14 protein-coding genes and 1 pseudogene are annotated in these 13,032 nt (G+C 67.7%); 3 read left to right on the forward strand and 12 right to left on the reverse strand.

What is annotated here, in order from left to right; all coding sequences use genetic code 11:
* Positions 1-9 precede the first annotated feature (9 nt).
* Positions 10-1,791, forward strand: coding sequence for an alpha/beta-hydrolase family protein (locus tag A5753_RS13810; RefSeq protein WP_067128695.1), 1,782 nt, complete (start codon positions 10-12; stop codon positions 1,789-1,791).
* On the opposite strand, the gene A5753_RS13815 is transcribed toward A5753_RS13810, so the two are convergent.
* Together A5753_RS13815 and A5753_RS13820 are read right to left on the reverse strand one after the other, a co-directional pair.
* Positions 1,788-2,225: a rhodanese-like domain-containing protein gene (locus A5753_RS13815; RefSeq protein ID WP_067128698.1), complete on the reverse strand. Its 438-nt coding sequence runs from the start codon at positions 2,223-2,225 to the stop codon at positions 1,788-1,790. The two genes, A5753_RS13810 and A5753_RS13815, sit on opposite strands and share 4 nt — an antisense overlap.
* Positions 2,222-2,788, reverse strand: coding sequence for a cysteine dioxygenase family protein (locus tag A5753_RS13820; protein WP_369829318.1), 567 nt, complete (start codon positions 2,786-2,788; stop codon positions 2,222-2,224). Before A5753_RS13820 ends, A5753_RS13815 begins: the two co-directional genes overlap by 4 nt.
* Before the next feature lie 178 nt (positions 2,789-2,966).
* Between A5753_RS13820 and A5753_RS13825 the strand changes: the two genes are divergently transcribed.
* Both A5753_RS13825 and A5753_RS13830 read left to right on the forward strand, forming a co-directional pair.
* On the forward strand, positions 2,967-3,410 hold the full coding sequence (locus A5753_RS13825) for a lipoprotein LpqV (RefSeq protein ID WP_369829316.1): 444 nt from the start codon (positions 2,967-2,969) through the stop codon (positions 3,408-3,410).
* 102 nt (positions 3,411-3,512) lie between these two features.
* The gene (locus A5753_RS13830) at positions 3,513-4,583 is read left to right on the forward strand and encodes a patatin-like phospholipase family protein (protein ID WP_197694689.1); all 1,071 of its coding nucleotides are present in this window, start codon (positions 3,513-3,515) and stop codon (positions 4,581-4,583) included.
* Between the two features lie 33 nt (positions 4,584-4,616).
* Here A5753_RS13830 and A5753_RS13835 read toward each other — a convergent pair whose 3' ends face one another.
* The 10 genes and pseudogenes from A5753_RS13835 to A5753_RS13875 all read right to left on the reverse strand — a co-directional run bounded on the left by A5753_RS13835 (position 4,617) and on the right by A5753_RS13875 (position 12,963).
* A complete protein-coding gene (locus A5753_RS13835; protein WP_067128883.1) occupies positions 4,617-5,486 on the reverse strand; it encodes a patatin-like phospholipase family protein in 870 nt (289 codons plus the stop codon).
* Between the two features lie 24 nt (positions 5,487-5,510).
* Complete coding sequence (locus tag A5753_RS13840; protein ID WP_067128707.1) at positions 5,511-6,401, reverse strand: class II glutamine amidotransferase; 891 nt, start codon at positions 6,399-6,401, stop codon at positions 5,511-5,513.
* A gap of 25 nt (positions 6,402-6,426) precedes the next feature.
* Positions 6,427-6,900 (reverse strand): SRPBCC family protein, encoded by a 474-nt coding sequence (locus A5753_RS13845; RefSeq protein WP_067128710.1) that lies wholly within the window; start codon positions 6,898-6,900, stop codon positions 6,427-6,429.
* Between the two features lie 19 nt (positions 6,901-6,919).
* Complete coding sequence (locus tag A5753_RS13850) at positions 6,920-8,545, reverse strand: long-chain fatty acid--CoA ligase (RefSeq protein ID WP_067128713.1); 1,626 nt, start codon at positions 8,543-8,545, stop codon at positions 6,920-6,922.
* A 156-nt stretch (positions 8,546-8,701) separates the two neighbouring features.
* Positions 8,702-9,820: a YncE family protein gene (locus A5753_RS13855; protein WP_067128717.1), complete on the reverse strand. Its 1,119-nt coding sequence runs from the start codon at positions 9,818-9,820 to the stop codon at positions 8,702-8,704.
* A 391-nt stretch (positions 9,821-10,211) separates the two neighbouring features.
* Positions 10,212-10,994: a DUF427 domain-containing protein gene (locus tag A5753_RS13860; RefSeq protein ID WP_067128720.1), complete on the reverse strand. Its 783-nt coding sequence runs from the start codon at positions 10,992-10,994 to the stop codon at positions 10,212-10,214.
* A gap of 8 nt (positions 10,995-11,002) precedes the next feature.
* On the reverse strand, positions 11,003-11,275 hold the full coding sequence (locus A5753_RS13865; RefSeq protein WP_067128723.1) for a DUF6295 family protein: 273 nt from the start codon (positions 11,273-11,275) through the stop codon (positions 11,003-11,005).
* A 10-nt stretch (positions 11,276-11,285) separates the two neighbouring features.
* Positions 11,286-11,549, reverse strand: a complete 264-nt coding sequence (locus tag A5753_RS25075) for a dienelactone hydrolase family protein (protein WP_255361363.1) — start codon at positions 11,547-11,549, stop codon at positions 11,286-11,288.
* A 46-nt stretch (positions 11,550-11,595) separates the two neighbouring features.
* Positions 11,596-12,084: pseudogene (locus A5753_RS25200) on the reverse strand (dienelactone hydrolase family protein); the annotation flags it as partial.
* A 72-nt stretch (positions 12,085-12,156) separates the two neighbouring features.
* The gene (locus A5753_RS13875) at positions 12,157-12,963 is read right to left on the reverse strand and encodes a hypothetical protein (RefSeq protein WP_067128725.1); all 807 of its coding nucleotides are present in this window, start codon (positions 12,961-12,963) and stop codon (positions 12,157-12,159) included.
* Between the last annotated feature and the right edge of the window lie 69 nt (positions 12,964-13,032).

Genomic DNA, 13,032 nt, shown 5'->3' on the forward strand with positions numbered 1-13,032 from the left:
GACGCTTGGATGAGCGAACCGATTTCGGCGACACCCACCGAGGAAGATCGGCCCCAGGCGGACGGCGTCGAGGAGCCCGAGCCGGGCGTCGCACCGCAACCGGCTCCCGCACCACGAGCCGGGCGCGCGGCGCCCACCCTGCCCTGGACTGAAAAACCTTGGTGGGTAAGGCATTACACTTTCACCGGCACCGCGGTCGGCCTGATTTTCATCTGGCTTTCGCTGACCCCCTCGCTGCTACCGCGCGGCCCGTTGTTCCAGGGGCTGGTCAGCGGCCTCTCCGGCGCCATCGGCTATGGGCTGGGCGTCTTTTCGGTCTGGCTGGTGCGGTTCATGCGCGAAAAGGATCACAGCCCCCCACCGCCATCCTGGGCATGGAAGGTGCTGATCCCGATCGGCGTGGTGGGCCAGGTGCTCATGGCGATCTGGTTCCACGTGTGGCAGGACGACGTGCGCGACCTGATGGGCGTGGCGCATCTGGAGTGGTACGACTACCCGCTGGCGGGAGTCCTATCGCTGGTGGTGCTGTTCACCGTGGTCGAACTGGGCCAATTCACCCGCTGGCTGGTCCGCTTTCTGGTCGGCCAGGTGGACCGGTTCGTTCCGTTCCGGCTTTCGGCCACCATCGTGGTCGTCACCCTCGCGGTCTTGACCGTCGCCGTGCTCAACGGTGTCGTGCTCAAGTTCGCCATGCGCACCATGAACGACACCTTCGCCTCGGCCAACGACGAGATGAGCCCCGATAGCGCCGCGCCGAAGACCCCGCTGCGCTCCGGTGGTCCCCAGTCCCTGGTGTCGTGGGAATCCCTTGGCCACCAAGGGCGCATCTTCATCGAGGGCGGTCCGAAGGTCGCCGACCTGACCGCGTTCAACGGGACCCCGGCCGTCGAGCCGATCCGGGCCTACGCCGGGTTGGACTCGTCCAAGGGCATCATCGCGGCCGCGGAGCTGGCGGCCCGGGAACTGCAGCGCGCCGGCGGGCTGCAGCGCGCCGTCGTCGCGGTGGGCACCTCCACCGGCACCGGCTGGATCAACGAGGCGGAAGCCTCGGCGCTGGAGTACATGTACAACGGCAACACCGCGATCGTGAGCATGCAGTATTCGTTCCTGCCGAGCTGGCTGTCGTTCCTGGTGGACAAGGAAAACGCCCGGCACGCCGGGCAGGCGCTCTTCGAGGCCGTCGACAAGCTGATCCGCCAGATGCCCGAGGCGCAGCGGCCCAAACTCGTCGTGTTCGGCGAGAGCCTGGGATCGTTCGGGGGCGAAGCGCCGTTTTTGAGTCTGAACAATGTGCTGGCGCGCACAGACGGAGCGTTATTCAGCGGACCGACCTTCAAAAACACCATCTGGACCGATCTGACGTCGACGCGCGACAGCGGATCGCCGGAGTGGTTACCGATCTACCAGGACGGGCGGTTTGTCCGATTCGTCGCTCGCGCAAAGAATTTGACGCGTCCCAACGCGCCGTGGGATCACCCCCGGGTGGTGTATCTGCAGCACGCGTCGGATCCGATCGCCTGGTGGACGCCGGACCTGTTGTTCAGCAAGCCCGACTGGCTGAGCGAACCGCGCGGCTATGACGTGCTGTCGCAGACGCGCTGGATTCCGGTGGTGACCTTCCTGCAGGTGTCGGCCGACATGGCCGTGGCGGTGGACGTGCCCGACGGGCATGGCCACCGCTACGTCGCCGACGTCGCCGACGGTTGGGCGGCCGTGCTGCCACCGCCCGGCTGGACGCCGGACAAGACGGCGAAACTACGTCCGCTGCTGCACTCCGGCGACACGTCTTAAAGCCAGCGACGGGCGGCGGCGCCGCTGTCCGCGAACACCGGATTGACCGGGCCCCCGGCCAGCTCGCTCAGCACGCCGGCTCCGTCCAACGCGTGATAGCCGCCGATGACGTCGGTGGCGCGGTGCAGGCCGATGTCGAGCAGCGCGGCCGCCGCCAGGCTGGACGTGTAACCCTCCGAACACAGGATCACCCATTCGACGTCGTCGCCGACGGCCTCGGGCAGCCTGGCCTCGCTGGTGGGATCGCAGCGCCACTCCAGCACGTTGCGTTCGATCACCAGCGCCCCGGGCACCTCGCCCTCGCGAAAGCGCTGAGCCTGCGGCCGGATGTCGATCAGCACCGCGCCGCGCCGCAGCGCGTCGGGCACCTCGACGGCGGGCAGGCGGCGAAACCGGCGCCTGGCGGATCTCAAGACGACGTCGATGCGGCTCATAGCGATCCTTCCGGCTGGTCGGTCAGTTCGGTGCGTTCGCGCCGCAACGTCTTGCGAGCGGTGACCTCGTAGTACGACATCGCCGTCAGGGGCGGCGAGTAGGCATGCACGCTCAGGGTCGGCTGCACCGGCGCGGCGCCGAGGTTGGCCGCCCCCGCGGCGGGCCGGGAAACGGGCACCGTGACCGGCCGCGGCGCCCAGACCACGTCGTGCACCCAGCCCAACGGGAATCCGGCCTGATCGCCGGCGTCGAGCCGCCGGCGTCGCAAAGCTTTACCATCCCAACGGTATTCGTTCAGCGATCCGGAAAGGACGGTCAACGCGCCCAGCGACCCGCCGTGGTCGTGCAACTCGGTGGGCTGGCCGGGCACCCAGCTGATCAGCCAGACGTCGAGTTCCTCGTCGCCGTGGATGCGGGTGAACCAGCGCCGCGACACGGGTATGCCACCCTCGGGTAACAGGTGGTCGCAGCGCCCGCTGAGCACATCGTCGGCCGCCTGGTCGGTGGCGTAGAGCAGATCGGGCACCCGCAGCCGGGTCGGACCGGAGGACGGGGCGGAGATGGGGCGCGGCCGCGGGGCAACCGCGGTGGCGACGGGCGCAGGCCCGGCAAGGGGCAAAGTCACGGTGGGAACTTTCACGCGAAAACGGACAGGGCAAGCGGCGGCGTATTACGGCCGACAACACTCGCAAAATCCGAAGCGCTCCATCACGGCCGCCAGTGTTGCATAGATTGAGAGCGTGCGCTTCAGCGGCGACCGGTCCCGGCGGTGGTGCGCGGTGGTCGCCGCGGCCGGGATGCTGGCCGTCGCGGGGTGCGCGCACGGTTCCCACAGCGGTGCCCCCTCGGGACCGCCGGCGCGGCAATCCGGCAATCCCAACGGCCCGAAGTCGCCGCCGCCGGGCTCAGTCGGGCTGTCCCCCGCCGGCGTGACGACCAGGGTCGATGTCCCCGCCGACTCGACCGAGGAGGAGTACTACCAGGCCTGTCACGCCGCGCACGAGTGGATGGACGCGCAGCCGAAGACCGGCGCGTCGCTCTTCGAGCCGTATCTGTCGATGGTTCAGGCGACCCCGTCGGGCACCGCGGGCAGCTGGAATGCGCCGTGGTCGACGTTGACGCCGGCCCGGCAGGCCGCCGTGATCGTCGCGGCGCGGGCGGCCGCGAACGACGAATGCGGGTAGCGGCGCGCCCCGCCAATTTTTCACCGCCGCGTAATTGCGATCACGGGTGAAAAAAGTGCCCGCGCCGCCCGGCGAGGAACCTCCTCCGCGCAAAATGGAGGGGTGCCTGACGAAATTCCGCATCGCTCGGAATCGACCCGGGTGGCACTCGCGCTCGGCAGCGGTGGCGCCCGCGGTTACGCCCACATCGGGGTGATCGAAGCCCTCGCGGCGCGCGGCTACGACATCGTCGGCGTCTCCGGTTCGTCGATGGGTGCGCTGGTCGGCGGGCTGCAAGCGGCCGGACGGCTCGACGAGTTCGCGGATTGGGCGAAGTCGCTGACCCAGCGCACCATCCTGCGGCTGCTGGACCCGTCCATCAGCGCGGCCGGTGTGATGCGGGCGGGCAAGATCTTGGACGCGGTGCGCGACATCCTGGGGCCGGTCGCCATCGAAGAACTGCCCATCCCCTACACCGCGGTGGCGACCGACCTGCTGGCGGGCAAGTCGGTGTGGTTTCAGCGGGGCCCGCTCGACGAGGCGATCCGGGCGTCCATCGCGATCCCCGGCGTGATCGCGCCGCACGCGGTCGACGGGCGGCTGCTCGCCGACGGGGGCATCTTGGATCCGCTGCCGATGGCCCCGCTCGCCGCGGTCAACGCCGACCTGACCATCGCGGTGAGCCTGTCCGGCAGCGAGGCGATCACCAACCGCGAACCGGAGCCGGGCGCGACCGTCGAGTGGTTGACCCGCATGGTGCGCAGCACCTCTGCGCTGCTCGACACGGCAGCCGCCCGTTCGCTGCTCGATCGGCCGACCGCGCGGGCGGTGCTGAGCAGATTGGGCGGGCCGGCCGGCGAACCGGACGGGTGGTCGGACACCCCGGACGACGAGCCGGCCGCGGCCGATGACGACGCCGCCGAATTGCCCGGTGTGGGAACCGACGTGCCGAAACTGGGCAGCTTCGAAGTGATGAACCGGACCATCGACATCGCCCAGGCCGCGCTGGCGCGCCACACGCTGGCCGTCTATCCGCCCGACCTGCACATCGAAGTGCCGCGGTCGACCTGCCGGGCCCTGGAGTTCCACCGGGCGGTGGAGGTGATTGCGGTCGGCCGCGCGCTGGCGGACGAGGCGCTGGACGCACTGGAAGTCGACGACGACCAGGACGTCCCACCCGCGATCGAGCGCTGAGCGGCGCTCAAATCGGTTGTGCGCCAAGCATTGTCACAGCCCCAGGAAGTGTGCGATGGGCGCGGCTTCGCGTCGGCCCTGCTCGCGTCCGGCCAAGGCCGACGGTATGCGACAGCCGGGATCCAGCGGGTTGGTCCCGAAGGCGGCCAGCGAATCGGTGTCGGCGAAGACGGCGAACGCCGCACCCGGAAACGCCGAGACCTCAGCGGCGGGCCCGGGGCCGAACGGCGATGGTGCATCGACCCCCGAGGGCACCAACAGCACCGCTGTCGCGCAGTCGGCGGCCACCACGAGGTTGACCGAGCTGGCGACCCCGCCATCCATGTAGTGGCGGCCCGCGATCGTCACCGGCGGCCACGCCCCGGGCACCGCGCAGCTGGCAGCGACGGCATCGACCAGGTCGACGCCGGAGTCGCGGTCGAACACGGTTAACCTGCCGGTTTCGACGTCGATCGCGGTGAGCCGCAATTCCCGATCCGGCCAGCGGTGCGACGGCAAGCGTCGCGCGATGACGTCGCGGCGCACCGGCGCGGGAACCGTTTTGGTGGCCAGCGCAACGGCGCCGATGCGCTGCATCTGTTGCCGGGTTTTGTCCAGCGTCTCCTTGTACGGCTCACCCAGGGCACTCAGGAACAGTTCGGTAATGGTCTCGACGTCCACCCCGGAATCGATCTCGGCCGATGACGTGGCGACTTGCCGGTCGAACAGCTCGTCCAGGGTGTGGCCGCTGCTCAGCTGCGCGGCGACGGCCGAGCCCGCCGACGTCCCGACCAGCACGTCCGACTCGGCCAACAGGCGGGCCACCGTCGGCGACTCGTCAGCGATGCCACGCAGAACACCTGTCTCCCAGGCGATTCCCGCTATCCCGCCGCCGGCCAGCACCAGGGCGCGTTTGGTTGTCACGCTCACTCACTCTGCCAAACGGCGTCAGGCCGACCGTCGGGTGCTCGGCAGCGCGTGCTGCGAGTCCTCCACCGGCACACTCAGGTCCTCGCGTCGCAGCAGATGCTTGGGCGGGTCGGGCAGTATCAGTTCGCGGGTGACCTGCAGGCCGGCGTCGACGTGAATCAGCTCCCCCGGTTCGAGCAGGCGCCACCGGGTGTCGCCGTCCATGCGTTCGGTGGCGAAAACCACCGACGGCCGGGTGCACAGATGCTCGGAGCGGGCGTGGATCCGCAACGTGTGCAAGTCGAATTCGGGGTCCCCCGAGGGCGCACCGTGGGATCGGTCCAGCACGTAGAGCTCATGGGTTTGCGGGTAACGCAGCGCCCACATGTCGGTGGCCGTGCTCAGCAGCACATTCACCGCATAGATCGCAGCGTGCTCGGCGAGCCAGCGCATGGCGTCGATGAGGCCGGCCGTGATGTCACCGTCGCGCGCCCGGATCGAGGCGGTGATCAGCGCGAACACCCGCTCGGAGTCGGTGTCACCCAGCACCAGATCGTCGGTGCCGACCTCACGCAGCCGCGCGTCGATGACGTCCAATCCCTCGAGGACGCCGTTGTGGGCAAAGATCCTCCCGTCCTGCATGAACGGGTGGGTGTTGCGGATGTCGAGCGATCCGGTGGTCGCGTAGCGGACGTGGGCGATGACGGTCGTGCCGGTCATGCGGTGCGCCTCGGTCGCGAATTTTGCGTCCTGCCAGGCGGCTATCGGCTCCTTGTACAGGTGCGGTTGGCCGTGCTCGTCGAAGATACCCAGCCCGGTGCCGTCCGGATTTCTCCTACTTTGGTTGGCCAGGCTGTCCGGCGCATCGAGCAGCCAGAAGGTCGCGGTGCACGCGTGTGTCCCGGCGTGTAGGCCAAAGAGTCGGCACATGGCTTTTTACGCTAGCGGTCGAAACTCAGCGCGTCAGCAAGGCCGACAGGTCGCGCAGCGCCCCGCGCGCGTAGCCCTTCCACATCCTGCCCAGCACCGGCAGGGTCCAGGCCGACACCGCCGAGCGTGGGCGGATGTCCCAGCGCCAGGTGATTTCGGTGCCTTCCCCGGCCGGGGCGAAGATCCATTCGCCGATGATGTAGTCGACCAGCAACGCCATCGGCCCGGTGACCTCGGAGAGCCGATAGCCGAACGACCTTGGCGGGTCGACGCTGGTGAGTTCCTCGCGCATGCTGGCACCCCCGGCCAGGTGCACGACCCGGGTTTGACCTACCGCGTCCCAGGCACCGGTCTGCTCGCGCACTTCACTGATCGGCGGGAACGGCCCGTACCAGCGATGAAACAGCGTCGGGAGCGGGATCGGCAGCGTCCGATGGAACGCGTCCTGCACCGCGACCGGCGCAACGACGGATTGATCGACGACGAGCGAATGTGCCACTGGTGTCTAGCCTTTCGGTTCAGCGCGCCTCGATCACCTGGTAATCGTCTTCGGCGTATCGCGACCGAATGCTTTTCTTGTCGTACTTACCGACACTGGTGCGCGGAATCTCGTCGATGAAGGTCCACCGTTCGGGTAGCCACCATCGAACAACCTTGTCGGCCAAGAAATTTCGCAGCTCGTCGGCGCTCACCGACGCGCCCTCTTTGGCCACGATGACCGCGAGCGGCCGTTCCTCCCAGCGTTCGTCGGGAACGCCGACGACGGCGGCCTCGAGCACGTCCGGGTGGCCGATCAAGAGGTTCTCCAGCTCGACCGAGGAGATCCATTCCCCGCCGGATTTGATGACGTCCTTGGCGCGGTCTGTCAGGGTGACGAATCCTCGCTCGTCGATGCGGCCCACGTCGCCGGTGCGTAGCCAGCCGGAGTCGAACTTCGACTCGTCGCGGCCCAGGTAGTACGAGCCGGCGATCCACGGCCCGCGGACCTCGACCTCACCGACCGCATTGCCGTCGTTGGGCAGCACCTGTCCCTCGTCGTCGACGATGCGCATCTCCACCCCGCAGACCGGCTGACCCTGCGTCCCGCGATAGGACCAGTGCTGGTCCGCGCTGGTGCCCGGCGGGGGCCACGCCATGGTGGCCAGCGGCGACGTCTCCGTCATGCCCCACAACTGGCGGATCTGGACGTCGTGCTTTTCCTCGAAGGTGCGCATCAGCGATATCGGGACGGCCGAGCCGCCGCAGACCACCAACCGCAGCGAGGACATGTCGTGGTCGGGGTCGTCCTCGAGGTGGTGCAGCACGCCGTTCCAGATGGTCGGCACCGCGCCTGTCACGGTGGGCTTCAAGTCCTCAATCATCCGGACCAGCGACGGAGGATCGAGGTGGCGGTCCGGCAACACCAGGTCGGCGCCGGCCATCAGCGCCGCATACGGCAGCCCCCAGGCGTTGGCGTGGAACATGGGCACGACGGGCAGCACGCTGTCGGTGGACCCGACACCGATACCGTTGGTGGTACACGCGCCCATGGTGTGCAGATAGCTCGAACGATGGGTATAGACAACGCCTTTCGGGTTGCCGGTGGTGCCGCTGGTGTAACACATCGCGGCCGCGGAGTTCTCGTCGATGTGTGGCCAGTCGAAGTCCGTGGACTCGGCGTCGAGGACGTCGGCATAACGCAGCACGGTCTTGCCGGACCCCTGCAGCGCCTCGGTGTCGTCGCCGACCACGATCACGGTGTGCACGGTCTTCAAATCGGGCAGCACGGGCGCGATCAGTTTGACCAGTGAAGCGTCGACCAGCACCACCTGGTCTTCGGCCTCGTTGGCGACGAAGGCGATCTGCTCGGGGAACAGCCGGATGTTGAGCGTATGCAGTACGGCACCCATCGACGGCAATGTCAGGTATGCGGTGAGGTGCTCGGCGTTGTTCCACATGAACGTGCCTACCCGCTGATCACCCGTGATGCCGAGCCGGCGCAGGCCGTTCGCCAGCTGCGCGGCCTGCCGGCCCAGCTCCCGGTAAGTGGTGCTCCGGTAGCCCTCCCCCGTGGCTGTCGTGACGGTCCGCTCCCCGTGCACCGTGCAGCCGTGACGCATGATCGCGGTGATCGTCAACGGAAAGTCCTGCATCGTGCCATCCACTGATCTACCGCCTTAGTCTCGGCGCAGCACCGCCTGTGCCGCCGGCCGCCTCTACCCTAAGCCTGAAATCGGCGCGCGTGACGGCACCTGAGGAGACTGATGGTCGAACGCGTGGATCCCGTTCGGCCGGGGCCGCTTTGGGCGAACCGCGGGTGGCTAGGCCAGGACGGGCTCCCACTCCGGGAGCTCGGGCAGCCAACCCGCGACCGACAGGTCCTGAAGGTTCGCGCCGCGATGGGTCCGCGTTGGTGCCGCCGAGGCGATCCGCGCCGCGGTGACCACGCCGGAGTAGTCGGCGACATAGAGATGGCTGCCGTCGGGGCTTTCCACCACGCAGGACGGGTGCTTGGACACCGTGACCTCGCCGACGACCTCCTGCTGGTGGGTGCTCACCACCGTGATGCGGTCGTCGCTGACCAGGTAAGCCCGCGCGCCGTCGCGACTGAGGGTCATCCGCGTGAGCGGGCCGGTGATCTCCGGGACCTTGTGAGTGCCGACGAGTTTGTTGGCCCGGGTGTCGACCACATCGAGCACCGCGCCCGCGACCGGATCACAGCTCGCCACGTACGCTGTGCCGCCGTCGTTGCTCAACGCCACATCGCGGACGGGCAGACCGAGGTCGACGACGCCGACGATGTGCGACCGGCCGCCCACCCGGCGATTGTCGGACCGGGTCCGGGTCTCGATGATGGCGAGACTGCCGCCGTCCGGGGCGTTCATGCCGACATACAGCCGGCGCCCGTCGACGCTGATCCGCACGCACGCGGTGGTGGTATCCGGCGCGGTCGCCAGGTTGATGACCTCGAGCTCTCCGGTGGTGGTGTCCAGTACCGTCACATCGGCGCCGTGCACCGCATTCCGGCTGGCGTAGAGGTATTTTCCGTCGGAGCTCACGGCCAGGTCACTCACGCTGTTCGCGAGCTGATGTGTGGCGATGCGCCAGTTCGTGACGACGTCGATGACTTCGATGGCGTCAAAGCCGGGGGTGGCGGTGCTGACGTAGGCATAGCTGGAGTCCGCACTGCTCATCACGACCGCGAACGGTTCGGGCAATTCATTGACGGTGCTCGAGACACGGCACGTGTGGGTGTCGACGACCGAGACCATGTCGCGGCCGTAATTGGTGACGACCAGCCGGCGCCCGTCGGGACTGATGTCGATATCGCTGATCGGACCGTTGTGCAACGGGACTCGCACCACGGACGTGGTGTCGAGCTCGAAGACTCGCCCGTCTGGATCGCCGTGCGCGGCCGTAGGGCCGGTCACATCGTTCACGCTGGCACCGCCTTTGCTGTGTTTGTCGGTGCGGAGGCGAAGCCGCCGTTACGTGTGCGACGGATCGGCCTCCGGATTCACCGGCTTGCAGCACCGAAAGGCGCTGACGAGACTCGTTTTCGGTAGTCTACTGGCCGACAATCGCCACACCGCAGTTTGAAGTGCTCGACGTTAGCTACGTCACTCCGCACACTCAGGTTCTGCTCAGACTACCAATAACGCTGTACCGCAGTCGCTTACCCGTAGCGAAAGTCAGGCAAACGCGCTTCCGGCGGATTTCGCCCGGCTCGCTAACGTCCCACGTGAGGGCGCTATCGACTCAGAAGTAAGGAACTCTCAGGTTTCGCTCCCGACGAGGGATAGATCACACCGCCCTGTTATCGCGCCGGCGCTAGCTGAACTGCGTCCGCGGCCTCGCCAACCTCGTCCCGTCGACGGTGATGTCGAGTTTCTCGTTGTAAAACGCGATGAGACCGGCAATCGGTCCGACCGCCGGAAGCGGATAGTGGTAGGTCCAGGCCACGTCCCGGTGCAAGACCTGCTCGTCTGGGGGCCCCACCGGCACCGACCAGTACCCCGACGTCACTCCCTTGTAGGGACACAACGTCTGCGTCGCGCTGGGTTGCAGATGCTCGAATGCGACATCCGTCTGGTCGATGTAATACCTTGTCGGTAAACCTGTTTCGAACAGCAAAACGGGAGAATTAGTGTCGGCCAAGGTGATTCCGTCGAGTTCGATTCGGACGTGCCGGTGCGAACGCAGGGCGTCGACGCGCGAATAGGGGTTGCGCGGGTGACCGTAAATCGGCTCGTCTTCTTCGAACCAGCGCAACGGATTCCACTCGAACCGCACGGTGCCGGCCAGCGGGCCGGCGGCGTCTGCGTCGAATACCCGCGCCGCGGCTTCGTGCGTCTGGCCGGCGCCCACCAGGGAGTACAGCCTCGACGGGCCGAATTGCACTTTCTGGGCATGGTTTTCGTCGCGCAGGAACTCCGGCCGGACGTCGTCGAGCGGGATGTAGTACTGCGGGTAATACCTGACTTCCCACACATACCGGGCGGCGGTCGTGTCGAAGACCAAAGCATTGCCGAGATAACCACGGACCCGCCGCGGGGCGGGCTCGATCCTGCCCCACTCGGCGGCCATCTGCGGGTAGTCGGTTTCGGAGGTCATCGCGTGACCTACTGGTCCTTGGAGGCCAGGCCGACCGGTGCGTGGCCGATGGCCTTCCGGATGGCGTCGGCCAGCGCGAGCGCGCTCTCCTCGGTCAACTCCAGGGCCACCCGCGCCGACGGGCCGAGCTGCGGATTGATCACGTCGATGTTGACGGTGTGGCCGTAGGGCGCATGGACCGGATGATCGACATAGACCGTTGCGCGGTTTGCGACGAACCATCCCGTCGCGCCCTTGCCGCTGCCGTCGATTTCGACATGTTCGGTGAGATAGGTGCACATGGCCGGGTGCCTAGCCTTTCAGGTAGGTGGCGAAGAACTCGTCGATGCGCCGCCAGCCGTCCACAGCGGCCTCCGGCCGGTACGCCGGCCGGTCGACGGAGAAGAACGAATGACCCGCGCCCTCGTAGGAGTGGAACTCGTGCGGCTTGTTCAGCTTGTTCAGCTCGGCGTCCAGCGTGGCCACCGCGGCGGGGGCCGGGAACCGGTCGTCGAGTCCGAACAGGCCCAGCAGCGGACAGCTGAGATTCGCGGCCAGGTCGAGGATCGGCTTCATGGCCTTGGGCATTGCCCTCGGGCGGGTCTTCGACGATGAACGCCCCGTAGCAGTCCACCCCGGCGTCGAAGGGCAGGGAGCAGGCCGCCAAGTAGGCGTGGCGTCCACCCGAACAGTGCCCGATGACACCGAACTTTCCGTTGGCGCCGGCCAACGCGCGCAGGTGCTCCACCGCGCCCGCGACGTCGCCGACCAGTCGTTCGTCGGGCACTCCGCCCGCGGCCCGCACCGCGGCGGCCGCGTCATCGGGCGCGGCACCCGGCGCTTCCCGCGAGTAGAGGTTGGGCGCCACGGCGTTGTAGCCGCCGACGGCGAGCCGGCGGACGAACTCCTTGGTCTCCCGGTCGTATCCGGGCATGTGGTGGATCCACACGACGCCGCCCCGCGAGCCCTGTGCGAGCGGCACGGCTCGGTACGCCTCGATCTCGTCGCCGCCATGGCCGGTGATGGTGATGGTTTCTGCGCGGATGGCGTCTGCGCTGGGTGCGTTCAAAACGACTCCTCGTCTCCGCGTCGGTGGGCACTGCCGAGCCACCGGGATGCGGGGCGCCGCGGCAGGTCCGGGGGCGCTCCGCCGGAACCAACGTAGCCCAACCGTGGTGGGGGTTCAGCGCCGCTTGTCGCGCACCTTGTAGGTCGAGGGCCACGACTTTCGGGACTCGTCTCCGGTCAGCGGAGTGCCCATCCCGCCGACCTTGACGGCGTAGGCCTCCTTGCCGGGCCCGACCTCACGGTTGGCGTGTTCCTGGGCCAGGAAGTAGAGCTCGTCGATGGTGGCTTCGTCGTAGGCGACGAACGAGGTCTCGCGCGCGACATCGTCGATCCCGGCCAACAACCGGTCGGGCAGCAGTCGCGACGCCACCGCCGCGAGCCCCATCAGCCCAAAGGGAATGATCCAGTAGCAGAGAAACGACAACGGGGTCTTCGTGTCGAGCATCAAGGCGTCGGTGGTCCCGGAGGGCCCGACGGGGCTTTCCACGATCGACGGGATCACCGACGACACCGTCATCCCGGCAAAAGTCGCGACCCACAGCCAACTGAGGATCTTGACGACCCGGCGGAACAGCTCGGTTTTGACGACGTCGGGAGCTTGTTCCGCCCCGGCGAACTCGGCCACGAAGGGCTTACCGGCCAGCACCCCGACCAGCGTCACCAGGAAGATCCCGGCGTTGCTCAGGGGCAGGATCCACCGCTGCAGGAACGACTCGCTGAGGGTGAAGGCCAGTGCGGCGAGAATCAAAAGCACTGCGACGGAAGCGAAATCAAAGAACTGCCACTTCCTGCCCACCGCGCCCCCCACGCCCAGGCTGGCGGCGGCGATCGCCAGCGCGACCAGCACGGCCGCGACGAACGGAACGTTACCGACGAGTACCCAATACACGATCCACGGCGCGAGGCCGAACAGCATGCCCATGCTGGGTCAGTGTATGAGTCGCGCTGTGCGGCGCCGTCGGCGGCTAACCCAAAGTATTGGTCCGCGCCC

Origin of the sequence: Mycobacterium sp. 852002-51971_SCH5477799-a, assembly GCF_001667145.1 — a bacterium.
In the GTDB taxonomy this organism is placed as follows: Bacteria; Actinomycetota; Actinomycetes; order Mycobacteriales; family Mycobacteriaceae; genus Mycobacterium.

Coding starts and splice junctions, on each gene's coding strand:
- A5753_RS13860 (WP_067128720.1), bottom strand. CDS start 10,994: ATGACCTCCGAAACCGACTACCCGCAGATGGCCGCCGAGTGGGGCAGG.
- A5753_RS13810 (WP_067128695.1), top strand. CDS start 10: ATGAGCGAACCGATTTCGGCGACACCCACCGAGGAAGATCGGCCCCAG.
- A5753_RS25075 (WP_255361363.1), bottom strand. CDS start 11,549: ATGAAGCCGATCCTCGACCTGGCCGCGAATCTCAGCTGTCCGCTGCTG.
- A5753_RS13840 (WP_067128707.1), bottom strand. CDS start 6,401: ATGTGCCGACTCTTTGGCCTACACGCCGGGACACACGCGTGCACCGCG.
- A5753_RS13865 (WP_067128723.1), bottom strand. CDS start 11,275: ATGTGCACCTATCTCACCGAACATGTCGAAATCGACGGCAGCGGCAAG.
- A5753_RS13815 (WP_067128698.1), bottom strand. CDS start 2,225: ATGAGCCGCATCGACGTCGTCTTGAGATCCGCCAGGCGCCGGTTTCGC.
- A5753_RS13875 (WP_067128725.1), bottom strand. CDS start 12,963: ATGGGCATGCTGTTCGGCCTCGCGCCGTGGATCGTGTATTGGGTACTC.